Annotated in this window: 23 protein-coding genes; 8 read left to right on the forward strand and 15 right to left on the reverse strand. The window is 71.5% G+C overall.

The window, feature by feature from the left end; genetic code table 11:
* Positions 1–35: 35 nt before the first annotated feature.
* The 6 genes from J2Y46_RS07080 to J2Y46_RS07105 are packed head-to-tail and all read right to left on the reverse strand — an operon-like array spanning position 36 to position 5,939.
* Entirely contained in the window at positions 36–881 is an 846-nt protein-coding gene (locus tag J2Y46_RS07080) for an ABC transporter permease (RefSeq protein WP_084695714.1), read from the reverse strand.
* Positions 878–1,669: an ABC transporter ATP-binding protein gene (locus J2Y46_RS07085; RefSeq protein ID WP_045301405.1), complete on the reverse strand. Its 792-nt coding sequence runs from the start codon at positions 1,667–1,669 to the stop codon at positions 878–880. The genes J2Y46_RS07080 and J2Y46_RS07085 overlap by 4 nt, the downstream gene beginning before the upstream one ends.
* Entirely contained in the window at positions 1,666–2,595 is a 930-nt protein-coding gene (locus tag J2Y46_RS07090; RefSeq protein WP_045301407.1) for an ABC transporter permease, read from the reverse strand. Before J2Y46_RS07090 ends, J2Y46_RS07085 begins: the two co-directional genes overlap by 4 nt.
* Positions 2,596–2,602: 7 nt before the next feature.
* The gene (locus tag J2Y46_RS07095) at positions 2,603–3,622 is read right to left on the reverse strand and encodes a TIGR03842 family LLM class F420-dependent oxidoreductase (protein ID WP_045301409.1); all 1,020 of its coding nucleotides are present in this window, start codon (positions 3,620–3,622) and stop codon (positions 2,603–2,605) included.
* A gap of 10 nt (positions 3,623–3,632) precedes the next feature.
* Positions 3,633–5,075 carry a dihydropyrimidinase gene (gene hydA, locus J2Y46_RS07100; protein WP_045301411.1) on the reverse strand — a complete coding sequence of 481 codons (1,443 nt, stop codon included), beginning with the start codon at positions 5,073–5,075 and terminating at the stop codon, positions 3,633–3,635.
* Positions 5,076–5,090: 15 nt separating this feature from the next.
* Positions 5,091–5,939: a nitrilase-related carbon-nitrogen hydrolase gene (locus J2Y46_RS07105; protein WP_045301413.1), complete on the reverse strand. Its 849-nt coding sequence runs from the start codon at positions 5,937–5,939 to the stop codon at positions 5,091–5,093.
* A 319-nt stretch (positions 5,940–6,258) separates the two neighbouring features.
* On the opposite strand from J2Y46_RS07105, the gene J2Y46_RS07110 reads away from it, so the two are divergent.
* Complete coding sequence (locus tag J2Y46_RS07110) at positions 6,259–7,434, forward strand: histidine kinase (protein ID WP_310241294.1); 1,176 nt, start codon at positions 6,259–6,261, stop codon at positions 7,432–7,434.
* The gene (locus J2Y46_RS07115; protein WP_310241296.1) at positions 7,431–8,069 is read left to right on the forward strand and encodes a response regulator transcription factor; all 639 of its coding nucleotides are present in this window, start codon (positions 7,431–7,433) and stop codon (positions 8,067–8,069) included. The genes J2Y46_RS07110 and J2Y46_RS07115 overlap by 4 nt, the downstream gene beginning before the upstream one ends.
* Positions 8,070–8,072: 3 nt before the next feature.
* On the opposite strand, the gene J2Y46_RS07120 is transcribed toward J2Y46_RS07115, so the two are convergent.
* Entirely contained in the window at positions 8,073–8,762 is a 690-nt protein-coding gene (locus J2Y46_RS07120; protein ID WP_310241298.1) for a hemerythrin domain-containing protein, read from the reverse strand.
* A 139-nt stretch (positions 8,763–8,901) separates the two neighbouring features.
* On the opposite strand from J2Y46_RS07120, the gene J2Y46_RS07125 reads away from it, so the two are divergent.
* Positions 8,902–9,684, forward strand: coding sequence for an ABC transporter ATP-binding protein (locus tag J2Y46_RS07125; RefSeq protein ID WP_045301421.1), 783 nt, complete (start codon positions 8,902–8,904; stop codon positions 9,682–9,684).
* Positions 9,681–11,159: an FtsX-like permease family protein gene (locus J2Y46_RS07130; protein WP_310241301.1), complete on the forward strand. Its 1,479-nt coding sequence runs from the start codon at positions 9,681–9,683 to the stop codon at positions 11,157–11,159. The genes J2Y46_RS07125 and J2Y46_RS07130 overlap by 4 nt, the downstream gene beginning before the upstream one ends.
* Positions 11,160–11,301: 142 nt before the next feature.
* Here J2Y46_RS07130 and J2Y46_RS07135 read toward each other — a convergent pair whose 3' ends face one another.
* Together J2Y46_RS07135 and J2Y46_RS07140 are read right to left on the reverse strand one after the other, a co-directional pair.
* Positions 11,302–12,624, reverse strand: a complete 1,323-nt coding sequence (locus J2Y46_RS07135; RefSeq protein ID WP_310241302.1) for a hypothetical protein — start codon at positions 12,622–12,624, stop codon at positions 11,302–11,304.
* Positions 12,621–14,363, reverse strand: a complete 1,743-nt coding sequence (locus J2Y46_RS07140) for a hypothetical protein (RefSeq protein WP_310241304.1) — start codon at positions 14,361–14,363, stop codon at positions 12,621–12,623. The genes J2Y46_RS07135 and J2Y46_RS07140 overlap by 4 nt, the downstream gene beginning before the upstream one ends.
* Before the next feature lie 140 nt (positions 14,364–14,503).
* On the opposite strand from J2Y46_RS07140, the gene J2Y46_RS07145 reads away from it, so the two are divergent.
* Positions 14,504–15,097, forward strand: a complete 594-nt coding sequence (locus J2Y46_RS07145; RefSeq protein WP_310241306.1) for an NADPH-dependent FMN reductase — start codon at positions 14,504–14,506, stop codon at positions 15,095–15,097.
* Between the two features lie 93 nt (positions 15,098–15,190).
* Here the strand turns inward: J2Y46_RS07145 and J2Y46_RS07150 are convergent, their stop codons facing one another.
* Positions 15,191–15,700 (reverse strand): hypothetical protein, encoded by a 510-nt coding sequence (locus J2Y46_RS07150; RefSeq protein WP_310241307.1) that lies wholly within the window; start codon positions 15,698–15,700, stop codon positions 15,191–15,193.
* Positions 15,701–15,871: 171 nt separating this feature from the next.
* Between J2Y46_RS07150 and J2Y46_RS07155 the strand changes: the two genes are divergently transcribed.
* Positions 15,872–16,513 (forward strand): 2-phosphosulfolactate phosphatase, encoded by a 642-nt coding sequence (locus J2Y46_RS07155; protein WP_310241309.1) that lies wholly within the window; start codon positions 15,872–15,874, stop codon positions 16,511–16,513.
* Between the two features lie 6 nt (positions 16,514–16,519).
* On the opposite strand, the gene J2Y46_RS07160 is transcribed toward J2Y46_RS07155, so the two are convergent.
* The 3 genes from J2Y46_RS07160 to J2Y46_RS07170 form a co-directional block, all read right to left on the reverse strand.
* A complete protein-coding gene (locus tag J2Y46_RS07160; protein ID WP_045301432.1) occupies positions 16,520–17,011 on the reverse strand; it encodes a SprT-like domain-containing protein in 492 nt (163 codons plus the stop codon).
* Positions 17,012–17,061: 50 nt separating this feature from the next.
* Positions 17,062–17,589, reverse strand: coding sequence for a hypothetical protein (locus J2Y46_RS07165; protein ID WP_045301434.1), 528 nt, complete (start codon positions 17,587–17,589; stop codon positions 17,062–17,064).
* A 97-nt stretch (positions 17,590–17,686) separates the two neighbouring features.
* A complete protein-coding gene (locus J2Y46_RS07170) occupies positions 17,687–18,550 on the reverse strand; it encodes a fused MFS/spermidine synthase (RefSeq protein WP_310241314.1) in 864 nt (287 codons plus the stop codon).
* A gap of 161 nt (positions 18,551–18,711) precedes the next feature.
* On the opposite strand from J2Y46_RS07170, the gene J2Y46_RS07175 reads away from it, so the two are divergent.
* Both J2Y46_RS07175 and J2Y46_RS07180 read left to right on the forward strand, forming a co-directional pair.
* A complete protein-coding gene (locus J2Y46_RS07175; protein ID WP_310241315.1) occupies positions 18,712–19,467 on the forward strand; it encodes a 5-oxoprolinase subunit PxpA in 756 nt (251 codons plus the stop codon).
* Positions 19,461–21,071, forward strand: coding sequence for an urea amidolyase family protein (locus tag J2Y46_RS07180; protein ID WP_310241316.1), 1,611 nt, complete (start codon positions 19,461–19,463; stop codon positions 21,069–21,071). The genes J2Y46_RS07175 and J2Y46_RS07180 overlap by 7 nt, the downstream gene beginning before the upstream one ends.
* A 36-nt stretch (positions 21,072–21,107) precedes the next feature.
* Here the strand turns inward: J2Y46_RS07180 and J2Y46_RS07185 are convergent, their stop codons facing one another.
* Entirely contained in the window at positions 21,108–23,309 is a 2,202-nt protein-coding gene (locus J2Y46_RS07185; RefSeq protein ID WP_310241317.1) for a caspase family protein, read from the reverse strand.
* Positions 23,310–23,348: 39 nt separating this feature from the next.
* Positions 23,349–25,547: a CHAT domain-containing protein gene (locus J2Y46_RS07190; RefSeq protein WP_310241318.1), complete on the reverse strand. Its 2,199-nt coding sequence runs from the start codon at positions 25,545–25,547 to the stop codon at positions 23,349–23,351.
* Between the last annotated feature and the right edge of the window lie 57 nt (positions 25,548–25,604).

Below are 25,604 nucleotides of genomic sequence, written 5' to 3' on the forward strand. Positions count from 1 at the left end.
TGTGGTGCGTTGTCTTCCCTCGGTTTCGGGACTCTTCAGGCCGACGACCGCCTCGTCGCGAGCCGCTCCAGGAGCGAGGTGACGAGGAAGAACACGAGGCCGATGATGATGCCGCCCAGCACGTACGCCCACGCCAGTGCGGCGCGGCCGGATTTCGCGTAGGTGGCGATCGCCGTGCCGATGCCGTCGGCGGGGCCGCCGAAGTACTCGGCCACGAGCGCGGCGATCACGGCGAGCGAGCTCGCGATGCGCAGGCCCGTCATGAGGTACGGCAGCGCCGTCGGAAGCGTCAGCACGCGGAAGGTCTGCCAGCTTGAGGCCGCCGAGGCGCGGAGGAGGTCGCGGTGCACCGGGCGGGTCTGCCTGAGCCCTCGCAGCACGTTGACGAACACCGGGATGAAGGCCGCGATCGTCGCCACTGCCTGGCGCCCGAACTGGCTGGAAGCGCCGAACATCGTGTTGAGGATCGGCGTAACCGCGACGATCGGGATCACGGCCAGTGCCGACACGAGGGGTGCGAGCATGCCGTCGACGGGCTTGGCGGCCGCGGCGAGACCGGCGAAGAGCAGCGCGAGGAGCGAGCCGACGACGAGGCCGATCAGCGCATTCGTGGCCGTGATCTTCATGTCGTCGAGGATGATCGGGAAGCGCCTCACGAACTCCTCGGCGATCGCGATGGGGCTCGGCAGCATGCGTGGCGCGGTGCCGAGAACGTCGACCCAGAAGATCCAGATCGCGAGGATCAGGATGCCGACCACGATGGGCGCCACCCACTTCAGCCAGCCCGGAAGCTCGCGTTCTGCCGGCATCGGCCGCGGCGCGTTGCCGGACGGCTCCGGTGGAGCCGGGAGCATCGTGGTCGCAGCATCCGCATCGGTCATGATTCGCTCGCCCTCGTGACCGGAGTGCCGTGCAGCGCCTCTCGGACCGCGGTGACGCGGTCGAAGAACCCGGTGGATTCGCGTAAGGCCTCGTCGCGTACATCGCCGAGGCCCGTCTCGATGACGTCGGTGATGCGGCCAGGTCGAGGGCTCATCACGACGACGCGGTCGGACAGGAACACCGCCTCGGGGATGGAGTGGGTCACGAACACCACGGCGGCGGAGGTCTCGGCGGCGATGCGCGTGAGTTCGGACTGCAGGCGCTCGCGCGTCATCTCGTCGAGCGCGCCGAACGGCTCGTCCATGAGGAGCAGCTTCGGCCGTGCGGCAAGCGCCCGCGCGATCGCGACGCGCTGCTGCATGCCGCCGGAGAGCTGATCGGGGTAGCGGTCGACGAAGTCCGAGAGGCCGACGAGCTCCGCGAGCTCCGCGATGCGTGCGGCCCGGTCCGCCTTGCCGGTGCCGTGGAGTTCGAGGGGGAGCCCGATGTTCGCTCCGACGGTACGCCAGGGGAGGAGTCCGGCCTGCTGGAACGCGATGCCGTAGTCCTGGTCGATGCGGGCGCGCTTGGCGGGCTTGCCGAAGATCTCGAGGGTGCCGCTCGTCGCCTGGTCGAGGTCGGCGATGAGTCGCAGCAGGGTCGACTTGCCGCAGCCCGACGGACCGATGAGCGACACGAATTCTCCGGCCGAGACCTCGAGCTCGACGTCGGTCAGTGCGACGACCTCCCCGGTCTTCGTCGGGAAGACCTTCCCGACGCCGGCGGCATGGACTGCGAGCTCCGTCATGCGGTCGCTTCTCCTCTGCGGTAGTTGGCGAGTCCGAGGCCGATGAGGGCGACGGAGCCGGCGGCGATGAGGCCGAGTGCGATCGAGCCGAAGGTGGGACCCCACGGCGCCGCGGGGTCCGACGAGGCCTGGCCCGCGAGCTGGATGAGCATGCGGCCGATGCCTCCGCGCATGCCGATCGACACCTCGGCGACGACGGCGCCGAGCACCGCGTTCGCGGCCGCGAGCCGGAGCGCCGGCAGCAGGTGGGGAACCGCGGCGGGAAGGCGCAGCCGGAGCAGGGTCGCCCAGTAGCCGGCGGCGTAGCTGTTCATGAGGTCGAGGTGGATGCGGTCCGGCGACGCGAGTCCGCGCAGCACGCCGACCGCGACCGGGAAGAAAGCGAGGTACGACGCGATGACCGCGACCGACAGCCACTGCGGCCAGGTGCCGCCGCCGCGGTCGATCTGGTTGCCGATCGCGTTGACGACGGGCGCGAAGGCGATGAGCGGCACGATCTGGCTCACCACGATCCAAGGGAGAAGCCCCCACTCCAGCAACCGCCAGCGCTGCATCACAAGACCCAGCACCGCGCCCACGGCGACGCCGATCAGCCACCCGACGGCGGCGATCCCGAGCGTCACGAGCGCCGCACCCGCCACCGAGACCCACAGCGGTGGGGTGTCGCCGCCGCTGGTCGGGGCGAACAGGCGCGCGGCCATGTCCCACACGTGCGGCATCGCGCGGTCGTGCGTGCGGGGTAGGAGCATGACACCCGAGCCGGATTCTCCCGGCACCGCGCCGACGATGAAGCCTTCGCTCGGCCCGGCGAACTTGTACAGCTCCCACAGCACGAGGACGGCGAGCACCCCGAGGGCGCCCCATCCCGCCGCGATCCATCCCCGCAGCTCGCCCTGTCGTCGGGCCGACCAGCCGACGGGCCTCATGCGGCCGTCACTTCTTCGCCGTCACGTGCGTCTGCAGTGCGGGGATGACGGTCTCGCCGTAGACGCGGAGGGTCTCCTCCTTGTTGTCGTGCTGAAGGTACCCGGCGAACTGGGTCACACCCAGCTCGCGCAGCTGCTCGAGCTTCGCGATGTGCTCGGACGCCGTCCCGAGGATGCAGAACCGGTCCACGATGTCGTCCGGAACGAAGTCGACGTGGTCGTTGTCCGCTTTGCCGTGGGTGTTGTAGTCGTAACCCTGGCGTCGTTCGATGTAGTCGGTGAGCGCCTCGGGCACCCCCTCGCCATGATGGCCGTACTTCGCCACGATGTCGGCGACATGGTTGCCGACCATTCCGCCGAACCAGCGGCACTGCTCGCGCATGTGGTCCCAGTCGTCGCCGATGTACATCGGCGCCGCCACGCAGAATGCCAGCGAGTCGGGGTCTCGGCCGGCGGCGGCCGCGGCATCCTTCACCGTCTTGATCATCCAGGCGGCGATGTCGACGTCCGCGAGCTGCAGGATGAAGCCGTCCCCCACCTCTCCGGTGAGCTTGAGCGCCATCGGCCCGTACGCCGCGACCCACACGTCCAGCTCGGAGCCGCGGCTCCACGGGAACTGCAGCGTCGCCCCCTTGTACTCGACCTGCCGGGAGTTCGCGAGCTCGCGGATCACGTGGATCGACTCGCGCAGCTCGGCCATCGTCGTGGGTGCGCCGTTCGTCACCCGCACCGCCGAGTCGCCGCGGCCGATGCCGCAGATCGTGCGGTTGCCGTACATCTCGTTGAGCGTGGCGAAGACGGATGCCGTCACCGTCCAGTCCCTCGTCGCCGGGTTGGTCACGAACGGCCCCACGGTGACCCGCTTGGTCTCGGCGAGGATCGCGGAGTGGATGACGTACGGCTCCTGCCACAGCAGGTGCGAGTCGAAGGTCCACACATGACTGAAGCCGTGCGCTTCGGCGAGCTTCGCGAGCTGCACCGTCCGCGCCGCAGGCGGATTGGTCTGGAGGACGACACCGAAATCCATCTGGGACCCCTTAGATCAGGTACTGGCTGAGGCCGCGCTTGAGGAACCGGCCGTCGCCCTTGGCGCCGAGGTACTGGCCGTCGTCGACCACGACCTTGCCGCGCGAGATGACGGTGTCGACGTGCCCGTCGATCTCGTAGCCCTCCCACGCGGAGTGGTCCATGTTCATGTGGTGCGTGCGGCCCTCGCCGAAGCCGATGGACGTGTGTCCGTTCGGGTCGTAGACCACGACGTCGCCGTCGGCGCCGGGCTGGATGACGCCCTTGCGGCCGTACAGGCCGAACATGCGCGCCGGCGTGGTCGAGGTGAGCTCGACCCAGCGCTCCAGCGTGATCTTTCCGGTCACCACGCCCTGGTACATGAGGTCCATGCGGTGCTCGACCGAGCCGATGCCGTTCGGGATCGCGCGGAAGTCGTCGAGGCCGAGGTCCTTCTGGCCCTTCATGCAGAACGGGCAGTGGTCGGTCGACACCATCTGGATGTCGTTGGTGCGCAGCGCCTGCCACATGTGGTGCTGGTGCCCCTCCTGCCGCGAACGCAACGGCGTCGAGCACACCCACTTGGCGCCCTCGAACTGCCCCCACTCCTCGCTGAACGCACCCAGCTGCTCCTCGAGCGACAGGTACAGGTACTGCGGACACGTCTCGCCGAACACGTTCCAGCCCTGATCGCGTGCCCAGGCGAGCTGCTCCACGGCCTGCTTCGCGCTCACGTGCACGACGTACAGCGGGGCGCCGGTGAGGTTCGCGAGCATGATCGCGCGGTGCGTCGCCTCCTCCTCCATCTGCCACGCGCGGGCGATGCCGTGGTAGTACGGCGCCTTCTTGCCGGCCTCGGCGAGCTGCGCCGCCAGCACGTCGATCGCCGGGCCGTTCTCGGCGTGCATCATCGTGAGAAGTCCGGTCTCCTGCGAGACCTGCATCGCCTTCAGCACCTGGGCGTCGTCGGAGTAGAAGACGCCCGGATAGGCCATGAAGAGCTTGAAGCTGGACACCCCCTCGTCGACGAGACCGCGCATCGCGGCGAGCGAGTCGTCGTCGACGCCGCCGACGATCTGGTGGAAGCCGTAGTCGATCGCGCAGTTGCCCGCCGCCTTCTCGTGCCAGGCGGCCAGGCCGTCCTGCACGCGCTCGCCGTAGCGCTGCACGGCGAAGTCGATGATCGACGTCGTGCCGCCCCATGCGGCGGCCCGCGTGCCGGTCTCGAACGTATCGGACGCGTTGGTGCCGCCGAACGGAAGCTCCATGTGGGTGTGCGCGTCGATGCCGCCCGGGATCACGTACTTGCCGGTCGCGTCGATGACGGTGTCGACGGACGCTGCGACATCCGTTCCGAGAAGCTGCGAGCCGGGCGCGAGCACCGCGGCGATCGTCTCGCCGTCGATGAGCACGTCGGCCTCGCCGCGGCCGGTCGCCGAGACGACGGTGCCGCCCTTGATGAGTGTGGTGGTCATGTCTGTCCTCCCGCCTCAGGGCTTCGCGATCCGGGTGTACGAGTCGGGTCGGCGGTCGCGGTAGAACTGCCAGTCGTCGCGCATCTCGCGCACCATCTCCATGTCGAGGTCGCGTACGAGCAGCTCCTCGTGCTCGCCCGAGCCGCGCTCGCCGACGAAGTTGCCGCGCGGGTCGATCACCTGGCTCGTGCCGTAGAAGTCGACGGCCAGGTCGCCGTACTCGTTGTCCTCCCGACCCACGCGGTTGGGCTGCAGCACGAAGTAGCCGTTGGCGACAGCCGCGGCGGGCCCCTCGACCTCCCACAGCCGATTCGAGAGCCCGGGCTTGGTCGCGTTCGGGTTGAACACGATGTGCGCGTCGCCGAGGCCGAGCTCGCGCCACCCCTCGGGGAAGTGGCGGTCGTAGCAGATGTACATGCCGACCCGTCCGACGGCGGTGTCGAACACCGGGTAGCCGAGGTTGCCGGGGCGGAAGTAGAACTTCTCCCAGAACCGATCGAGGTGGGGGAGGTGGTGCTTGCGGTACTTGCCGAGGATCGTCCCGTCGGCGTCCACCAGCACCGACGTGTTGTAGTAGACGCCGGTCTCCGCCTCCTCGTAGATCGGCAGCACGGTCACGATCCCGAGCTCCTTGGCCAGGGCGGCGAAGCGCTGCACGATCGGCCCCTCCGACGACTCCGCGAAGCGGTAGTACTTCTTGTCCTGCGTGATCCCGAAGTACGGGCCGTAGAACAGCTCCTGGAAGCACACCACCTGGGCACCCTGGCTCGCGGCATCCCGCGCGAAGCCTTCGTGCTTGTCGAGCATCGACTCCTTGTCGCCCGTCCAGGTGGTCTGCGAAATCGCCGCGCGTACCGTCGTCATCGTCTCTCCGTTCGTGAACCGGCTGGTGCCGTGCTCGTCCGTCCCTCGGGCGGGTCGGGCGGGGTCCGATCGATGGAGCAGCCCCGCTTCCCGATCCTGGCGATCCGACGTTTCCCGTCGGTTTCGGCCTGTGACGCGACAGTAAAGCCTCGCCCGGTGCGGCGCAATGGTCGGTCCAGCCGACCTTATGGATCCGGTGGGCCGAATCCCCGGCAAGCGGTGCGTACATCGCTCGGCGGATGCCGCGCGGCCGCGCTACAGCGCACGACGGATGCCGCGGCCCTGCGTGCTCGCGTAGCGTGAGACGGTGTTGCGCCGCATGAGGACCTTCCAGATCGTCGTGGACGTCTCGGTCGGCGTCGTCTTCTTCGTGATCGCGTGGCCCATCGAGACGGTGCTCGCAACCGGCGGGGCGGGCCTCGGATACACCTTCGGCGCGATCGGCCAGGCCTGGTTCTCGCTGCTGGTCGCCGCCCTCTTCAGCGGTGCGCTGGCCCTGCGGCGCCTGTCGCCACCGCTCGCTCTCGGCATCGCCTGGGTGGGCGCGCTCGTGCAGATGAGCCTGGGTCGGCCGCCGAGCTTCTCCGACCTGGCGATCTTCGGGGTGCTCTACGCCACGGCCGCGTACGGCTCGCGGATCGTCTACTGGGCGGGCTTCGCATCGGCGCTCGTGGGCGCGCTCGTCATCACCGTGTACCTGTTCGCGGGCCCCGTCTTCGCCGGCGGCGGGCTGTCGTGGCAGACACTGCCGCTCGCGCTCGTCCTGCTCGTGGCGGCGGCGTTCGCTCTCGGGCTCTCGTGGACGATCGGCGCACTCGTGCGCACGGCGGTCCGCGCGCGGGAGAACCGCGACGCGCAGCAGCGCGCCGAGGCCGAGACGATCGCCGAGCAGGAACGCGTGCGCATCGCCCGCGACATGCACGACGTCGTCGCCCACTCCCTCGCGGTGGTCATCGCCCAGGCCGACGGGGCGCGCTACGCGGCGGCATCCGATCCGGCGATCGCCACCGACGCGCTCGCGACGATCTCGACCACCGCCCGCTCGGCCCTCGCCGACGTGCGGCTGCTGCTCGGGCAGCTGCGGCACCGGCAGGGCGACGGGCCGCAGCCCACCATCGCCGATCTCGAGGAACTGTACGCGCAGGTGCGCACCGCCGGGGTGCAGCTGCGGGTCGACGTCGACCCGGCGCCCCCGGGGGAGCCGCCGGCTGCGGTGCAGCTCGCGGTGTACCGCATCCTGCAGGAGGCGCTCACCAACGCGCTCCGGCACGGCGCTCCCGCGGGCTCGGTCGACGTGCGGCTGTCCTGGCTCCCCGACCGCGTCGAGCTCGACGTCCGCAACCCCGTCACGCCGGGTTCGCAGCCCGGACGGTCCGGCCACGGCATCATCGGCATGCGCGAGCGCGCCCAACTCGCCGGCGGCCGGCTCGACGCGGCCGACGAAGGCGGCGCCTTCATCGTCCGTGCCACCATTCCCCTCGGAGGACCCGCATGATCCGCGTCGCGCTCGTCGACGACCAGTCGCTGTTCCGCGCCGGCATCCGCATGCTCGTCGACTCGCAGCCCGACCTCGAGGTCGTCGCCGAGGCATCCGACGGCCGTGAGGCGATCGGAGCGGTGCGTCAGTCACGCCCCGACGTCGTGCTCATGGACATCCGCATGCCCGTCATGGACGGCCTCGCGGCCACGGCCGAGCTGCTCGCCGACCCCGAGCCCCCGCGCATCGTGATGCTGACGACGTTCGACCTCGACGAGGCCGCCGCCCGGGCGATCCGCCAGGGGGCGAGCGGGTTCCTCCTCAAGGACGCCGACCCCGAGTTCCTCCTCGCGGCGATCCGCACCGTGCACGCGGGGTCGGCCGTGATCGCAGCATCCGCCACCCGAGAGCTGTTCGAGAGGTTCACGGATGCTGCGCCGCGGCCGGTCCCGGCCGCCTACGCGGAGCTCACCGAGCGCGAGCGCGAGATCTTCGCGCTCGCCGCGCGCGGCCTCTCCAATGCCGAGATCGCTGCGCGCGAATATCTGTCGGAGGCGACGGTGAAGACGCACATCAGCCGCATCCTCACGAAGCTCGGCCTGCGCGACCGCGTGCAGCTCGTCGTCTTCGCCTTCGAGCACGGCCTCGTGTAGCGCTCAGCGACCCTCGAGGGCTCTGCGATGCTTGGCGTAGGCGCGTCGCCCGATCAGCCGCCACGCCAGGCGTCCGGGCGCGGGCATGTGTTTGTGGAGCCACTCGTCGCCGCCGTCGGGCTGCGCCGCGAGGATCTCGCCGAGCTGCTGCCACGTCTGGCCCTTCGGGATCGCCTTGCGCCCGTGCTCCGCGAACCACTCGATCTCGGGCTCGGTGATGGTGTACTCCATCACCGGCACGATGTTGGTCTCCTCGTCGGGGAGGTGCACGGCCATGGCCTCGTTCACGCCGGCGAGGGCGGAGAGCACGGGTTCCGCATCCGTCGCCTTCGCCGAAGCCCGCCACGCGGGCAGCGCTCGGTCGAGCGCCGTCAGGTGCACGAGCAGTTCGGCGTGCTGGGCCTTCATGCGCTCGACGTGCGCAGCGCACGACGGTGCGCGCTCGTCGAGCGCGGGCCACAGGCGCTCGTCCTCGCCCTCATGGTGGGCGTGCAGACCCAGCGACAGCGTCTCGAGCTGGGTCGCCACGACCTCCGCGTGCCCGGTATCGCCCTCACTCACGCGGCGGACGAGGTCAGGACCCTCGCCGAAGCCCCGCCGGAACAGCCGGTGGATCTCGGCCATGCCGCTCGCGTCGCACGTCTTCGGGCCGCTGGGCAGGTCGCCGCTCGGCGGCAGGGGCGTGGCGGGCATCGTTGCTCCTCGCGTCGGTGGTCCGGCTCCCCGTGAGGCTAGTCCTGAGCACTGACGCGCGGAAGGTCATCCTCGAGATGTAGACGGATGCCTCTCCCGGGCGACGCGGGCGACACCGGGTCGTTCCTACCGTCGAAGCATGGAACTCTCATCGACCGACCTGGGCCTTGCCGCCCGGGTGCAGCAGCTCACCAAGACCTACGGCGCCGGCGAGAGCACGGTGCACGCGCTCGACGGAGTGAGCGTCGGCATCCGCCGCGGCGAGTTCACCGCGATCATGGGCCCGTCGGGCTCGGGCAAGTCGACGCTCATGCACATCATGGCGGGGCTCGATGCGCCGTCGTCGGGGCGCGCGTGGATCGGCGACACCGACATCACCGGCCTCTCGGACCTCGAGCTCACGATCCTGCGGCGCCGCCGTGTGGGGTTCGTGTTCCAGGCGTTCAACCTCGTGCCCACCCTCGACGCGCTCGGCAACATCCTGCTGCCGTTCGACCTCGACGGCCGCCGCCCCACGACGCTCGAGCGGGCGCGCATCGACGGCCTCGTCGAGCGCCTGGGACTCGCGTCACGCCTGAACCACCGCCCCCATCAGCTCTCGGGCGGCCAGCAGCAGCGCGTCGCGATCGCCCGTGCGCTCGCGACCTCGCCCGACCTGGTGTTCGCCGACGAGCCCACCGGAAACCTCGACTCGCGCTCGGGCCGTGAGGTGCTCACGCTCCTCGCCGCCGCCACGCGCGAGCACGGCCAGTCCATCGCCATGGTCACGCACGACCCGGTCGCGGCCTCGCACGCGGACCGCGTGCTGTTCCTCGGCGACGGGCGCATCGTCGCCGACAAGCCCCGCCAGAGCGCCGAGGAGATCTCGGCCTACATGCTCGCGTCCGAACTCGGCGCGGGTGCCGCGGCGGTGGCATCGTGACCGCGGTCGCCGAGACGCAGCGCTCCCCGCGGCCCGCGGCATCCGTTCCGCGAAGCGCCACGTCGCCGCTCGCGTGGCTGCGGGAGCGCGGCATGGGGGCGAGCGTCCTGGTCGCCGCGATCTCGAGCGCGTTCGGCGCCATCCTGCTGAGCGCGACCGGGTTCATCGCCGCCGTGCTGAAGGCCGATCCGTTCATCGGCGACAGCGGCACGCTTGCCGCGGTGCTCGCGATCATGAGCTTCCTGCTCATCGGCGTGGCGGTGTACGTCGCGGCCATCGTCACCGCGAACACGTTCGCGACGGTCATCGCGGGGCGCACGCGTCGCATCGCGCTGCTGCGGCTGATCGGCGCCTCGGCGCGCTCCCAGCGATCCGAGGTCGCCCGCCAGGGGCTTGTCATCGGCGTCATCGGCGCCGTGCTCGGGCTCGTCGGCGGCACGCTCGCATCGTGGGCAGGTGTCATGCTCGCGGGTGTCGCGTTCGGCATCGAGGATGTGGAGTACACCGTCGTCCAGCCGGTGCTCGTGGTCCCGGCGGCGGTTGTCGCGCTCACGACGTGGGCCGCGGCGTGGGCGGGGTCCCGGCGCGTGCTGACCGTCACGCCGCTGCAGGCCCTGGGCGGCTCGGTCGAGGCATCCCATGACGCGTTCACCCGCAAGGGAGCCCGCAACGGCGCCGCGATCACGCTGTTCGCGATCGGCGGGGCACTGCTGGCGGCAGGCATCGCGATCGGGCTCGTCTCTCCGCTCGGCGTGGTCGTCGCCTTCTTCGGCGGGATCTTCTCGTTCACCGGCCTGGCGCTCGGTGCGACGCTCGTCATGCCCCCGATGCTGCGGCTCGTGGGCAAGCTCTTCGGGTCGTCGGCGACCGCGCGCCTGGCGTCGGAGAACGCGCTGCGCTACCCCGAGCGCTCCAGCCGCATGGCGATCGGCGTTGTGATGGGCGTGACGCTCGTGACGATGTTCGCCGTCGCGCTCGAGACCGTGAAGGCCGTGCTGACGACGTCGGCCGGCGGCGAGGCACCGCAGGAGATGACCACCCTCCTCGACACGTTCGCCGGGATCATGATGGGACTCGTCGCGGTATCCGCCGTCATCGCTGCGGTCGGGCTCGTGAACCTCCTGACGATCGGCGTGGTGCAGCGTCGCCGTGAGCTCGGGCTCCTGCGGGCGCTCGGCGTCTCGACGGGGCAGGTGCGACGCACGGTGCTGCTGGAGGCGGCGCACATCACGATCACCGCGACCGTCACGGGACTCATGCTCGGCATCGCCTACGGCTGGGCCGGGGCGCAGTCGCTGCTGGGGGCCGTGCCGATGCCGCCGTCCTTCTCGGCGCCGACCCTGGTCGCTCCCGCCGTGCCGTGGCTGCCGGTGGCGATCATCGTGGTGGCCACGGCGGTGCTCACCCTCGTTGCGGCGGTCGTGCCGACGCGGCTCGCCACGCGGGTCGCGCCGGTCGAGGCGCTCGCGGACTGAGGAGACTGCCGCTCACCTGTCACGAAGCGCCGGACCGGTCAGCACTTCGTGACAGGTGAGCAGCCAAGACGTCGGGTGGACGGACGGATGCTGCGCGTTCGACTCGCAAGCTCGCTCAACGACCGGGGGCTGCAGCATCCGTTCACGCGTCTTTGACGAACGGGACGAGGCGGAAGGGGCCGTGGGCTGCGTCGGCCTCGAGCTCGATCCATTCCTCCCCGCCGACGAGGTCGTCGGTCGAGTACAGATCGGCGACCTCGCGGAGCGCGGTGACGAGCTGCGGCTGCGGCACGGCGCCGTCGCCCTCGCCGTGGACGTCCTGGCGGGTCGACATGACAGCGGCGAGCCGTGGCTGTTCGGGCCCCCGGTCCTTCCACAGCGCGTGCAGCGAGCGGGGTGTGGCGTTGCGGCTGCCGTGGTGACCGACCTTGTACAGGTCGATGCCGGCGAGCCGCTCGCGAAGCTGCGGCTCGTCCTTGAGCCGCTCGAGTGTGAGCCGCCAGTTCTCGATCTGCGCATCGCCCGGGAACAGCATCGACAGGCCCCCGACCTTCAGCAGCAGGATGATGCTGGTGTTGTTGAGGGCGTCGTCGAGGTCACGCACGAGGCGCGCCGCCGACTGCGACCGCTGGCTCGCGAGGCGGTCGATGAGCCAGCTCACCGGGCCGGGACCGTGTGCGATCGGGGCGGGGGCGCCGGCGTCGGCGGCCGAGCCGACGACGCGCAGTGAGGCGCCGAGCGCACGGAGCCAGTACTCCGGATCGTCCTCGCGCTGCTTCGCGACGCGCGGGTCCTGGTCCACGGTCGGCGGGCCGAGCACGGTCGACTGCATCCCCGGGACCAGGTCGTCGATGCCCGACTCCATCCCGGCGTGCAGGTAGCGGCCCCGCTCGCCGAGCGAGAGCTCGTCCAGCAGCGCCACCGCCTCGGCGTTCTTGAGCTGGTCCTCGGCGGCGGCCCTGACCTCGTCGTCGAGCCCCACGAGCTGGGTCAGCTTCGCGACGTGCTCCTGCGCCTGCGCCAGCAGCGCGGCGTACCGCACGGACGCGCTGCTGAGGCCGTTCGGCGGCTCGGCCGCACCGAGGCCCGGGTCGCCCGGGCCGTTCGCCGTCGCCGAGAGCACCGGATCCTCGGTCCACGACCGCAGCACGAGCTTGGGGGCGAGCTTCTTCATGATCGCGGCACCCGCGTCGACCTCGAACCCGCGCAGGTGGTCGCGGTGCCGATGTGTCACGACGAGCACGTCGAGCTCGCCCTCGGTGTGCTTCTGGATGAGTGCGGCGATGTCGCCCATGCGGCCGCGGGCCATGCCTTCGCGGGGCGAGTGGCTCGTGCCGTAGTCGATGAGGATGTGCCGCTCGGAGCGGCCGTCGGCGAGGGGCTCGTCGTACTCCACCGACACCAGGAAGCAATCCCCGAAGCCGACCTGGTACATGCGGACGCGAACGCGGATCGGAGTGCTCACCATGACTCCCCGGAGCTCTGTTCGGTGCGGTGCAGCTCGGCGAAGGTCTGCCCGCGGGCGGCCCCGTCCGAGAAGCCGAGGCGGCGCCGCGAGTCCATGCGGCCGGTGCGGGCGAGGTGGTCGAGCCGCAGCTGCTGGCGACGCCAGTCGTCCAGCCGCTTGTGGATGTGCAGCTTGAGCCGGCCGAACTGGTCGAAGATCAGCGTCCCGCCGCCGAACAGCTGCACGGGCGTGAGCGGATCGATCACCGGGGAGAGCTGGAGCCCCGACTCGTCGGTGAACTCGCGTGCGGTCATGTCGGCCATCTGCACGTAGGTGGCCACCGACTCCGGCACGATGAGCCCGTCGGGACCGATCCGCTGCGTCGGCAGCACCGACTCGATCACCGTGTAGTAGTCGGTCGACACGTCGAGGCGGCGGGCGTTCTGCCAGAGGAAGCGCGACACCTCGTCGCGGTCGCTGCGGAGCCCGGCGAAGTTGATCCCGAGGTAGCGCGGGGGCAGCTCCGATTCGAGCACGTCGGTCACGCGACCCGACGGGAGCTTGATGCCGGCCTTGGCGAACCCGTCGACCAGGAGCTTGCGGTAGCCGAGGTCGTCGTCGGGTACGACCTCGTTGTCGGCCAGCAGCACCGCGTTGAGGAGGTCGCCGAAATCGAACTCGACCGGCGGCAGGTAGTCGAGGCCCCGGATCAGCATCGTGAGCAGCTGGGACGCCGCCTTCGCGCCCTCCTCGGCGGCCCGGGCGCGGTCGACGGTGACACCCTTGCCGGTCGCCGCCTCGCCGTTGGGTCGCGAGAACAGCGCCTGCAGCCGCATGTACCAGATGTCGATGAGCAGATCGAAGGCGATCGCCACCAGCACCTCGCCGCGGCGATGCGGCTCGAGGAAGTCGGTCCGCTTCGCCCAGTCGGCGGGCGGCGGGTTCAGCGCCGACTCCCGCAGCGCGCCGCGGCCCTGGGTCAGCACGCTGCCGATCTGCTCCGCGACGCGGGCGAGCATGTTCCTGCGGAGAGCTTCGGGCTCCACGTGGCCTCGCGGGATGCGTCCGCTCTTGTCGGGCTTGCCGAGCGCCTGCTCGATGACGGGGCGCATCGAGAACACAGAGAGCAGCGCCACGATGTCGGCGAAGCCCTCGTGGAACGCAGCCTGGTCGGGCAGGCTCGGCTCGAGGAACCGGCCCCGCAGTCCGTCGAGCACCGCGTGCGTGGTCTCATGCACCACCACGTCGTGGCTCAAGCACGTGTAGATCGTGTCCCCGGTCGGGTCTGCGGGCGGCACGTAGCCGAACAGCAGCGCGCGATCCTCGAACGAGTAGTAGGCGTTCGCCTCGGCGAACGCGTGCGGCACGAGGAACAGCTGGTGGCTGCGGAATCCCCAGGGGAGCCGCCGGCCCAGCGCCGTCTCGAACGTCGCGAGCGTGCGTGCGGCGGTGGCGTACACGTGCTGCGCATGGAAGGCCCAGTCGGTGCGCAGCACGTCGTCGGTCGCCTCCGCGAAGAGGTCGTCCTTGCCGAGCGCCTCGTGCTTGACGTAGCGGCCGGTCGCGGTGTCGTAGTCGACCACGTGCAGGCGGGCTCCGCGGGGTCCGTCCTCCATCCGAGACCACGGCACCTTCACGTTGGCGGTGAGGATGCTCGCATCGTCCCCGCTCACCGACGGATCCTGCGCGATGAGCCGCAGCGTCACGTGCGTGCGCGGTTCGTCGGCCGGTTGCGCGAATTCGACACCGTCCGCCATGTCACACCCCCAGGGTCTACGGCTCCAACAATGCAGCGAGTTCCCCCGCTCTGGAAGAGGGTCGCCGCGCAGTCCTGATACCCGGGGGGTCTGGAGCGCAAGGGGGTGCGTGAGCGGGCGCACGGGTGCAGGCTGGCCGCATGCAGATCGATATCGTTGAGCACGAACCGCCCTATCGCGTCGGCGTGATCGTCGGCAGCCTCTCGCGCGAATCCGTCAACCGGCGCCTGGCACTCGCCGTGCAGCGGCTCGCGCCGCCCGAACTCGAGTTCTTCGAGATCTCCTACGCCGACCTTCCGCTGTACAACCGCGACCTCGACGCCGACTATCCGCAGGCGGCGCTCGACTTCAAGGAGGCGGTGCGCTCATCCGACGCGCTGCTCTTCGTGACGCCCGAGTACAACCGCTCGATCCCCGGCGCCCTCAAGAACGCGATCGACTGGGGCAGCCGGCCGTGGGGTCGGAACGCGTGGAGCGACAAGCCGGTCGCCGTCATCGGCGCCTCGCCCGGGCAGATCGGCACCGCCGTCGGCCAGCAGTCGCTGCGCAGCACCCTGAGCTTCCTCAACGCCCGCCAGATGACCACCCCCGAGGCGTACATCCACTTCACCCCGGGCCTCATCGAGGCCGACGGCGAGGTGACGGTCGCCTCGACGGAGGAGTTCCTCCGCACCTTCATGGTGAAGTTCCTCGAGTACACCGCCCGCGTGCTGACGGTGATCCCGCAGGCGTGATGACGACGGATGCCGCGACCCGCGGCTGGGCCCGCGCACCCAGAGGCTCCGCGCGTCAGCGGCGCGTGGGGAGAGCGTGGGGACCGGACCGGTTCACTCGTCTTCGACGAGTTCGGGGTCGTGAGCCCACGAGGGCGCGAGAGCGCGCACTCGTGCCGCGCGCCACTGCCACGTTCCCCACAGCACCGGCCACAGGAGGGGTGCTGTGGGGCCGCCGATGACGAGCCGGTCGCGCCACAGCGTCTTGCCGGGCTGACCGGGCGCCGGCGACACCGCCATCTGGTGGTCCCACACGTCGAGGCTGGCGAGGGGGCCGGTGAGCGGGATGCCGCTGTCGCGGAAGATCCGGACACGGCCGCCGGACTCGTCGACCGAGCGCTCGCTGACGTGGATGAGCTGGCGCCCCATCGGCACCGCACCGAACGCCGACAGCTGCACCGGCACGTCATCGCCGGGGCTCCATGCCGTCGGCAGCCCGCTCGGCACGAGCGGGGCGAGGTCCATCAGCGGACCGTAGAGCTCGGCGACGGCGCGAGGCGAATGCACCGCCCGCCACGCGGCATCGGCGTCGCAGTCGATCACGAACTTCAGCAGGATCCGCATGCGCCCAGTGTCGCATCCGCCCCGCGGCGGGGCTCGGGCTTGCGCGCGCGTCCACATCGTGCGATCTCGCCGAGATCACACGTTGTGCGCGTGCACGACGTGTCGTCTCGGTGAGAGCACACGATCCGTGCGCGGGCGCGGGAGACGGATGCTGCCGCCTACGCTGGACGGATGCCTGACAGCCCGTTCGACCAGCACCGCTACCAGGTCCGCCACGACTGGGGGATCGAGGGGCTCCGGCGCCTCGCCCATGCGGACGTCGTGGTGGTCGTGGACGTCCTTCGGTTCTCGACGACGGTGACCGATGCCATCTCCCGGGGAGAGATCGTCCGGCTCGACGCCGATGCTCACGCGGTCTCGATCAACGGCGCGGCGGTGGCCGAAGCGGCCGCGCAGTCCGGCGCCGTGGTGCTGCTCGGATGCCTCCGCAACGCCGCCGCGGTCGCCCGTGCCGTCCTCGACATCCAGCACGAGCGTGCGGCGCGCACGAGCGTCGCGGTGATCGCGTCGGGCGAGCTCGCCGGGCGAGAGCCCGACGCGCGGCTGCGGTTCGCGGTCGAGGATCAGCTCGGCGCGGGCGCGATCGTCGACGCGCTCGGCGACCTCGGCGTCGACCACACCTCGCCCGAGGCGGCGGCGGCGTGCGAGGCGTTCCGCGGTCTGCGCGGCGCCGTCCGGCACCTGCTCACGGCCGGAGGCTCGGGACAGGAGCTGCTCGACCGCGGCGCCCGCGACGAGGTGCTGAACGCGGCCGCTGTGGATGCGGCATCCGTCGTCCCGGTGCTGCGCGGCGGGACGTTCGTCGCGTACTGACGCCGCTCAGTCGCGCGGGGTCAGCGCGGCCAGGCGGGTCGCCCGCGTGATCTCGCGGCGCGTCCACGTGAAGGCGTGGCGCTCGTCGAAATGCGGTGCGCACTTCGCGCACGAGGTCGGTCGGGTCGCCTTGCGGTGGCGGTAGGCGACATGCCCCGCGGGGCACACGCCGATCCACGGCGCGAGCTCGGTCGCCGTCTCGCCGTTGTGCGTGGTGCCGCCGACGTAGCCGAGGTCGCGCGCGACGGCCTTCCATCGCGGGCCGTGCCCGGCGCGCGGCCCCGCGAGGGCATGGGCCACCTCGTGCAGCAGCGTCTGGTGGTTGGTGTCGTCGTCGTACCGCGCCGCGAGGTAGCGCGACACGCTGATCCGCTTGTGCGTGTAGTCGCACAGGCCGGCTCGACGCTTCGCGTTGTCGAACGCGAAGCTCCACGAGTCGTCGAGGTGGAGGGCGATCAGGGCCTCGGCCCAGTGCCGCACGCGATGCAGTTCCGACATGTGCGCGAGACTAGAACGTATCTCCGACACTCCGGCCGACGGTACCCACCTCAGCTGGCGACGGATGCTGCGGCCCGGCGCCGATCGGCGGCGTCGATGGCGAGGAGCGTCGACTCGAGCTGATCCTCGGTGGCGCCGGACTCCTGACGCAGGAACAGTGCGCGCTTGAAGTCCTTGCGGGCGGACTCGAAGTCGCCGGCGTCGTAGTTGACCTTGCCGCGGTGCTGGTATGCGAAGGCGCCGATGCCGGCCCAGCCCTGCCCGTCGGCCTCCTCGGCGCACGTGGTGAGCTCCTGCTCGGCGGCACCGTACGCACCGCGGGCCTGCAGCACGGTGGCGTGGAGGATGCGCGCCCGCAACAGGTCCTTGCGCGTGCCGGCCATGCGCGCGACGCGCACCGACTGCTCGGAGATCACGAGGGCCTCGTCGGCCCGATCCAGGACCTTCAGCAGCCACACCCGCTCGAGCAGCGCGGGAAGGCTGCGCTGGTCGCCGATCTCTTCGAGCCGCTCCCTGCACTGGCTCGGGTTCACCTTCTCGCGGAGAGTGTCGGGATCGTACCCGCTGATGTAGCTCACGTCTGACTCCCTTCGCCGCGCCGGTGGCCTATCCAGTGTGCCTTGCCGCTCCCCGGGACGCGGTCGTGCCACGCCGGGTCGCGGCATCCGTGAACCGTCAGCGGGTGAAGACGGATGCCGAGGGCTTGGGTGACGGCGTCGCGTCGGCGTCGGTGGCCACCCGCGCGCCGCGCGCGAACTCGTCGAGCTCGCGTCCTTCGGCGACCTTCGCGGGGTGAGGTCCCGCGGCCATGAGGCGCGGGAGCCACTCGGTCGGAAGGGGCGCGCGCGAGGCGGCGATCACGAGGTTGCCGAAGCGACGGCCCTTGAGGGTCTGCACCTCGGCGAGCACGATGACGTGCTCGAGCACGGCCTGCACTGTCGCGACCTCGCGGCGGGCGAAGGCCAGGCCCGCGCCGTCGGCGACGTTCACGAGCAGCACTCCGTCGGGGGCGAGGAACCGTCCGGCCTCGGTGAAGAACTCCACGGTCGTGAGGTGCGCCGGCGTCTGCGCGCCGGAGTACACGTCCGAGACCACGAGGTCGGCGGCGCCCACGAGTCCTGCCGGGAGGCGCCCGAGCGTCTCGCGCGCGTCGCCGATGCGCACCCGGATCGAGGCGCCGCGCGGGAGCGGCAGGTTCTCGCGCACCAGGTCCCACAGCGCCGGTTCGAGCTCGACGACCTGCTGCCGCGAGCCCGGCCGTGTCTGCTCGATGTAACGCGGGATCGTGAGCGCGCCGGCGCCCAGGTGGATGGCGGTGAGCGGTTGCCCGGGCATCCGCAGCCTGTCGATCACGGCGCCCATGCGGGCGACGTACTCGAAGTGCAGGTGCGTCGGATCGTCGAGGTCCACGTGGGACTGCGGCGTGCCGTCGACGTCGAGCTCCCAGCCGCCGCCGAACGGCGAGCGCACCACGCGGGCGAGGGTGCCGTCCGAGAGCCGGACGGAGGGGACGGAGGATTCCTCCCGCGCGCGTGCCATGCGGTCCACGTTAGCCGTCCGGTTCTCCGGTTCCGAGCCGTGCCGCAACTCCTCCCGGTCTGTGCTGGGGCGTCTGAGACTGCTTCATGGGGCCAGACTCCTGCGTAGTGGGGGAGGTACGGCACCGAACCGAGCACACGTCTCCGCAGTAGCGTTGAGGAGTGGCGGCGATCGACCTCAACGCGGACCTCGGCGAGACCCTCGACGGGGTTCCCACTGCCGACGACGAGGCGATGTTCGCGGTGATCTCGAGCGCGAACGTGGCCTGCGGCGCTCACGCGGGCGATGCCGCGTCGATGCGCGAGGCCGTGGTCCGCGCCCAGCGCTTCGGCGTCGCCGTCGGGGCCCACCCGTCGTATCCCGATCGCGCGAACTTCGGCCGCGCCGCCGTCGTGATCGATCCCGCCGAGCTCACCGTGACGGTCGCGGAGCAGCTCGCCGCACTCGCCGACGCCGGCGCCGACCTCCGGTACGTCAAGCCCCACGGCGCGCTGTACCACGCGGTCGCGGTCGACCGCGAGCAGGCCGACGCCGTCGCCCGGGCGATCGCCGACTGCTCCGCACTGCTCGGCCGGCCCTTGCCCGTGCTGGGCCAGGGCGGCGAGATCGCGCGGGCCGCAGCATCCGTCGGTCTGCCGTTCGTCCACGAGGCGTTCCTCGATCGCGGCTATCTGCCGGACGGCTCGCTCGTGCCGCGCATGCAGCCCGGCGCGCTGCTCGACGACCCCGCATTCGTGGCGGCGAGGGCCGTTCGCCTCGCGGACGAGGGTGTGGTCGAGGCCGTGGACGGTTCCCTTGTGCGCGCGGATGCCGCGTCGCTGTGCGTGCACGGCGACTCACCGTCGGCGGTCGACATGGCCCGCGCCGTGCGCGCGGCGCTCGACGCCGCCGGCGTGGAGGTGCGGGCGCCGTGGTGACCCCCCGCGTGCGGCCGGTGGGGGAGCGGGCGTTCCTGCTCGAAGTCGGCACGCTCGACGAGGTGCTCCCGCTGCACGCCTCCCTGACCGCCTCGCGTCCGGACGGCGTCATCGATCTCGTCCCCGCCGCGCGCACGGTGCTCGTGCGGGTCGACCCGCGGGTGCTGCCGGCGGCGGCAGCGCGCTCGTGGGCGCTCGGCGCGGCGACCGAGACCCGGCAGGCGACGGATGCGGCGACCCCGCCCGTCGAACTCGACATCGCGTACGACGGGGCCGATCTCGCCGACACCGCGCGCCTGCTGGGTGTCGACGCCCACGAACTCGCGCGGCGCCACGCCCAGGCGCACTGGCGGGTCGCCTTCACGGGCTTCGCGCCCGGCTTCGGGTACCTCGTGAGCGACGACTGGACCTTCGACGTGCCCCGGCTCGAATCGCCCCGCACCCGCGTGCCGGCCGGATCCGTCGGACTCGCGGGGGTGTTCAGCGGCGCCTACCCGCGCGAGACCCCGGGGGGCTGGCGGCTCATCGGCACGACCGCCGCGCGTCTGTTCGACCCGGATGCCCCGTCCCCGGCGCTCCTCGAACCCGGGGCGCGCGTCCGGTTCCGCCCGGTGCCCGCACGGGTGTCGGCGGAATCAGGAGATCTGGCGAGAACAGGACGGTTCGCGCCGGATGCTCCTGCGTTCGCCGGATCTCCTGATCTCGCGGAGGGAGCGCGTCGCGCAGCGGCGGGCCGCAGCATCCGTGTCGTCGAAGCCGGCTTGCTGACGACGGTGCAGGATCTCGGGCGCGCAGGCGCGGCCTCCGTCGGCGTCGCGGTGTCGGGGGCGCTCGACCGCGGGGCGCTGCGCACCGCGAACCGTCTGGTGGGCAACTCCGAGGGAGCCGCCGGGCTCGAGGTCACGATGGGCGGGCTGCGCGCCGTGGCCGAGGCCGACCTCTGGGTCGCGGTGACCGGCGCGTGGGGAACGGTGCGTCTCGACGGGCGCGAGGTGGATCCGTACGAAGCTCACGAATGGCGGGCGGGCTCCGAGCTGCACCTCGACTGGTTCGCGCACGGCGCGCGCGGTTACGTCGCCGTCCGCGGCGGGCTCGACGCCCGCGTCGCGCTCGGCTCCCGGGCGACGGACCTGCTCGCGGGGCTCGGGCCCGCGGCGCTGCGCGCCGGTGACGTGGTGGGCGTGCGCGACGACGTGGCGGGGCCGATCCCGGTGGCGCCTGCCGCCGGCTGGGGTGCGCCGCAGGACGGTGAGCTCGCGCTCGAGCTCGCGCCGGGTCCCCGGGCAGACTGGTTCGCCCCGGCGGCGCTCGCCACCCTGTACGAAACGGTGTGGACGGTCTCGAACCATGCCGACCGCGTCGGCGCCCGCCTCGACGGGCCCGAGCTGGCGCGGGTGCGCAGCAGCGAGCTCCCGAGCGAGGGGATGGTGCCGGGCGCGCTGCAGGTGCCGCCCAGCGGCCGTCCCACGATCCTGCTCGCCGACGGCCCCGTGACCGGCGGCTATCCCGTCATCGCGGTCGTCACCGACGCGGGCCTCGACCTCGTTGCCCAGGCACGCCCGGGCACGCGCATCCGCTTCCGCCACGCCCGCCCGGCGGGCTGAGCCGCTCCCGCCCGCAGGGGCGCTGCGTCCGATCGGTCAGTCGCCGCCCGCCTCCAGCAGATCCGCGGTCGCGCGGAGGATCGCGACGATGGCGGCGGTGCGCACGTCGGCGGGTGCTCGGTGGCCGTTCGACTCGACGGAGTCGGGCGCCGCGGTCGCGAAGGCTTCGTGCACCGACGACAGCAGCCCGCGCGCGCCCAGGTCTCCCGCGGCCGACAGCATCGGTCGCTGCTCGTAGGTGTCGTCGAGGACGTCGAAGACGGCGGCCACGAAGGCCGCGTTGGTCAGCTTCGGGGTCTTCGCCAGGACTCCGAGCGCGGCAGTGGTGAACACCCCGTGGCCGTTGGTCTCGAGCGCGACCTGATCGGGCTGGCACGCGCTGATGAGCACCTCCCTGCCGTCGGCGCGTGGCGTCGGCGGCACCGCCGCACGGTCGGTCTCGACCTCGACCACCCGCTTCCACGCGGCCGTGCGGAAGGGATCGTCCGGCGACGCCGCCCGCTCCTCGCGGAACGCCGCTTCCTCGCCGGCGTCCAGCACCGTCATGCGCGGCGTCGCACCGGCCGGGATCTTGCGCGACACGAACTCGGTCGGCGTGATCTCGCGGTTCACCGAGCCGGAATGGCATGAGTCGAAGAACAGCGTCACCGCGACACCCTCGGGGATCGCGTCCCAGATGGCGCCGAGGTCGTCGTCGACGATCAGCTGTCCGTCGCGGAAATCGACCGGGCAGAGGGCCTCGTCCTTCGGGCCGAACTCGTCGGTCTCGTCGCCGTCGAGATCGGGCACGAACGTGCCGTGGCCGGCGAACTGGATCGCGACGACATCGCCGTCGCGGGCCGACGAGACCTTGTCGAGCATGGCGCGCAGGATCGCGTCGCGGGTCGCGTCCCCGTTGTGGATCGACTCCACCTGGAAACCGGCGTCGCCGAGGGCCTTCGCCCAGGACTCCGCATCGGCGACGCACCCGCTGAGCGGGTCCCTCGGGTATGCGTCGATGCCGATGCAGAGGGCGAGCTTGCGTGATGCCGCGCCGCGCGCGCCGGTCGGCTCGGGGCGAGGCGCAGGGACGAACTCGCCGACCTCGCGCGCCCGTGCCGGGAACACCGCGACGTGATCAGCCTCGTTGCTGTCGGGTACGCCGACCACGCGCCGGGCGAGACTCATCATCGTCTGCTCGTCGTTGTCGAAATCGCCGTGCGAGGTGGCCTGCGTGCTGCTGCGGGGCCCGCGGGTGACGGGGCCGAGCACCAGGCGCTCGCTCCGGTCGCCCAGGTACGCCATGGTGCGGCCGGAACCGCGCAGATGCTCCTCGACACCGAGGATCTCGGCATCCTTCTCCGCTTCGAAGGCCCGTGAGACGAGATACAGGAGCGACTTGCGGTAGACCCCCGCGGTGTTGTCGCGCTTCTCGTGGTTCTCATCCATCGTGAAGATCGAGAGGCTCTCGATCTTCCCGGCCTCGGCGAGCGGCAGCAGCGTCGCCTCGAAGGTGTCGATGCGCACCGCCGGCGCGAGGAACGTCACGGTCTTCACGCTGTCCACGCGGTCGTCGCCCTCGAACAGGCGCGGGACGAAGTGCGAGTGATAGATCGAGCCCGCGCTGTGCCCGCCGATGTGCAGCTCGATGGCGCCGGGGTTGGCCGCCATGAACTCGCGCAGCGCACCCGCCAGCACGAACGCCCCGCCCGGGTCGCCGCCTCCGACACTGGGAAGGCACGCGCCGGCCGAGTCGAGCTTCATGTCGTCCCAGAACTTGCGACCGCCGAGCACGCGCGCCGCCGCCTCGACCGCGAGGTCCGTGAGGTCGGTGAAGCCGCGCTTGCCCGCCTTGCCGCGGACGACGTCTTCGAGGGTGGTCTTGAACCCGCTCTCCCACACGAGGTGGATCGGGTAGACGCCGTTCTTCTTCCACCAGCCGGTCTGCCGCTGCGCCGTCAGCAGGCCCGCGTCCTTGTCGGTGAGCCCGCCGTGCGCCCAGATGAAGACCGGGACCGGTGCGGGGGTCTCTCCGGCGGGCGTCTTCTTCGTCTGCTGATCGATGAACGCGGCGAGATCGACCTCGATCATGCGACGCACGTCGGCCGCCGTCGTGGCGAAGTCCGCGACCGTGCGCGGCTTGGCGACCGAGGTCTTCGCCAGGCGGCCGTCCGCGGTGTGGACGACGTGCTTGCGGAGGGCGGCGAGCTCGGCCGCCGTGAGGCTCGCGCCCCGCGCGGTCGTGGTGGTCTCGGGCATGGTGTCACGTCCTGTCTGCTGGGGATGGGTGGCTGAGGGTCAAGAATGGTCGCCGCCGTCTGCGGCGGCGCGGGGCACGAGCCTGGCGCGCGGATCGGCGAACACGGTGAAGGCCAGGGACGTGAGGTCGCCCGCCTCCCGCGCCGCTCGCCGCGCGGCGAGCACCGCCTCGCCGACCGTGGCGTTCTCGCCGAGGGTGCGCTGGTAGAACGTGCGGACGAACAGCGCCGTGACGTCGTCGCGGACCGCCCACGAGCAACCGATGAACACGCCTACGCCGCCGCGGAGGAACACCTCTGCGAAGCCGCCGAGCCCGGTGGCACCGGAGCGCAGCCGGCCGACGTCGCACGCGCTGAGGAAGACGAACGGAGTGGAGGTCGGCGCGGCGGTGTCGAGCTCGGGGAGATCGCGTCGCGCGTCGGAGTCGGTGTACGACGCCGATCCGTCGTCGTGGTCCGCCGAGAACGCCGCGAAGGCGATCTCCTGGCCGAGAGGAGCGATGTCGCGCCACCGGCCGTGCCCTGCGAAGTGGAGCAGGTCGAAGCCGTCCTGGATCGCCTGACGGAACTCGATCGGGTCGGCGGCGGATCGCGGGGGACCCGCGAGCAGGTCGCCGATCGTCTCGATCTCCTCACGGGCGCGCGGCAGGTCGAGGCTGTGGTCGACGTAGTCGGGTGCGATCGCGACGACGCGCGTGGGGTCCACCGGGATCACGGTGGGTCGCGGCGTGCCGTACATCCATCGGGTGAGTCCGAGGTCGCCGAGGAAGTAGCGCTCCGGATCGGGTCGTTGCCTGCCCACCGGGACGAGATGCACGATCTCCCACGGGATGTCGAGCTCACCGGAGGTCTGCAGCACCAGCTGCGAGGTCCGGCGGCGTCGACTCCACAGCAGCGCATTGACCTCGTCGCCGAGGAGCTCCGTGGCGACCCGGGCGCCGAGCGTCCGCACGCCACGCCGGGCGGTGTCGGCGGCCTCGTCGGGGTCGTCCTCGACGGATTCGAGGAACGTCTTGCGGACCGCGGACAGCTCCGAGTAGATCCCTTCGACGTATGCGCTCTTGTCGGGCAGCCGCACGGAGTGCTTGACGACGGTGCGCCCGATCTTCGCGGTGACGAGCAGCTCCGATGCGCCGCGTGACATCGATTCGTCGATGACCAGCGTCGGAAGGTCGGCGATGCTGCGCGGCGGTGCCGCGACCGAGGCGACCGCGGTGCGCGGGTCATCGGCGACGATCCCCTCGACGTCGTCGTCGGCCGCGACGATCGGCGTGCTCAGCGCCAGCACCGCGAGCGGGGTCACGATGGGCGGCTGCGTGAACGTGACGGTGATGTGTCCGCGTCCTGGGCCGTCGGGGATCAGCGCGAAGACGAGTCGACGCGGCTCCGAGCCCTTCGTCGGGAGCATGGTCGAGATGATCGACGGCGTGCCGTCGGCGAACGCGAGGCCGCGCAGCTGCATGGCCACCTCGATCTCGCGCGAGGGGTCGAACAGCGCTGTGGCCTTCTTGCGCGCCGCACCGGCCGTCGGGGCGAGGTCCGCGAGCGACAGCCGCACGATCGCGTCGAACTCGACGCCCTCCACGACGCGCGATGGCACTTCGGCGTCGACGAATGCGGGGACGGGGGCCGCGCCGTCGAGCCCGCCGGATGGCGTGACCGCCTCGGGGGGCGGCACGGGCCCGGCGGCGACCGGAGGCGGCGCAGGCCCGGGCATCGGCGGTGGGGCGGGCGCAGGTGGCGGGGCGACGGGGGCGAGGCCGGGTGACCGTCCGCCGAATCCGCCGCCGAGCACGACGTCGGGGATGAGGGGCGGCGGGGGCGGCTCCGCGGCCGCCTCGGGTTCGCCGCCCATCCCCATGCCGCCCTGGGCGACCTGGTGCTCGAGCCACGCGATGCCCGTCTCGAAGTCGCTCGCGACGACGGTGAGGTGAAGCGTCTCCCCGCGGCCGACAGCGATCCGTGCGCCATAGCGGTCTGCGCCGAGCGCCTCGAAGTGGACGAGCTCGGCGATCCCGCCGCGCACGACGATCGCCGCGTAGTGGAAGTCGTCGCTTCCCCGCACGCGCAGACGCGCGACGGTGTCGGAGCGGCCGTGCAGCACGACGTCGGCGAGCAGCGTGACGCCGAATTCGTTCGGCTCGACGTCCGATGGCGCCGGGTCGACGCGCACGTCCAGAGCGTCGGCGTCTGCGTCGACGTCGACTGCATCGTGCGGCACGTCTGGAACACGAGCCATCTCGACCCCCTCGCACCGGTGCCCAGTCACCTGAAGATCCGAGAGCGCTGTTCGGTC

This window comes from Microbacterium sp. BE35 (assembly GCF_031457705.1).
In the GTDB taxonomy this organism is placed as follows: domain Bacteria; phylum Actinomycetota; class Actinomycetes; order Actinomycetales; family Microbacteriaceae; genus Microbacterium; species Microbacterium trichothecenolyticum.

What these genes read in the sequence shown, in the direction of transcription:
- J2Y46_RS07080 (WP_084695714.1), bottom strand. Translation starts at nt 881, where the DNA reads ATGACCGATGCGGATGCTGCGACCACGATGCTCCCGGCTCCACCGGAG.
- J2Y46_RS07085 (WP_045301405.1), bottom strand. Translation starts at nt 1,669, where the DNA reads ATGACGGAGCTCGCAGTCCATGCCGCCGGCGTCGGGAAGGTCTTCCCG.
- J2Y46_RS07090 (WP_045301407.1), bottom strand. Translation starts at nt 2,595, where the DNA reads ATGAGGCCCGTCGGCTGGTCGGCCCGACGACAGGGCGAGCTGCGGGGA.
- J2Y46_RS07095 (WP_045301409.1), bottom strand. Translation starts at nt 3,622, where the DNA reads ATGGATTTCGGTGTCGTCCTCCAGACCAATCCGCCTGCGGCGCGGACG.
- hydA (WP_045301411.1), bottom strand. Translation starts at nt 5,075, where the DNA reads ATGACCACCACACTCATCAAGGGCGGCACCGTCGTCTCGGCGACCGGC.
- J2Y46_RS07105 (WP_045301413.1), bottom strand. Translation starts at nt 5,939, where the DNA reads ATGACGACGGTACGCGCGGCGATTTCGCAGACCACCTGGACGGGCGAC.
- J2Y46_RS07110 (WP_310241294.1), top strand. Translation starts at nt 6,259, where the DNA reads ATGAGGACCTTCCAGATCGTCGTGGACGTCTCGGTCGGCGTCGTCTTC.
- J2Y46_RS07115 (WP_310241296.1), top strand. Translation starts at nt 7,431, where the DNA reads ATGATCCGCGTCGCGCTCGTCGACGACCAGTCGCTGTTCCGCGCCGGC.
- J2Y46_RS07120 (WP_310241298.1), bottom strand. Translation starts at nt 8,762, where the DNA reads ATGCCCGCCACGCCCCTGCCGCCGAGCGGCGACCTGCCCAGCGGCCCG.
- J2Y46_RS07125 (WP_045301421.1), top strand. Translation starts at nt 8,902, where the DNA reads ATGGAACTCTCATCGACCGACCTGGGCCTTGCCGCCCGGGTGCAGCAG.
- J2Y46_RS07140 (WP_310241304.1), bottom strand. Translation starts at nt 14,363, where the DNA reads ATGGCGGACGGTGTCGAATTCGCGCAACCGGCCGACGAACCGCGCACG.
- J2Y46_RS07145 (WP_310241306.1), top strand. Translation starts at nt 14,504, where the DNA reads ATGCAGATCGATATCGTTGAGCACGAACCGCCCTATCGCGTCGGCGTG.
- J2Y46_RS07150 (WP_310241307.1), bottom strand. Translation starts at nt 15,700, where the DNA reads ATGCGGATCCTGCTGAAGTTCGTGATCGACTGCGACGCCGATGCCGCG.
- J2Y46_RS07155 (WP_310241309.1), top strand. Translation starts at nt 15,872, where the DNA reads ATGCCTGACAGCCCGTTCGACCAGCACCGCTACCAGGTCCGCCACGAC.
- J2Y46_RS07160 (WP_045301432.1), bottom strand. Translation starts at nt 17,011, where the DNA reads ATGTCGGAACTGCATCGCGTGCGGCACTGGGCCGAGGCCCTGATCGCC.
- J2Y46_RS07170 (WP_310241314.1), bottom strand. Translation starts at nt 18,550, where the DNA reads ATGGCACGCGCGCGGGAGGAATCCTCCGTCCCCTCCGTCCGGCTCTCG.
- J2Y46_RS07185 (WP_310241317.1), bottom strand. Translation starts at nt 23,309, where the DNA reads ATGCCCGAGACCACCACGACCGCGCGGGGCGCGAGCCTCACGGCGGCC.
- J2Y46_RS07190 (WP_310241318.1), bottom strand. Translation starts at nt 25,547, where the DNA reads ATGGCTCGTGTTCCAGACGTGCCGCACGATGCAGTCGACGTCGACGCA.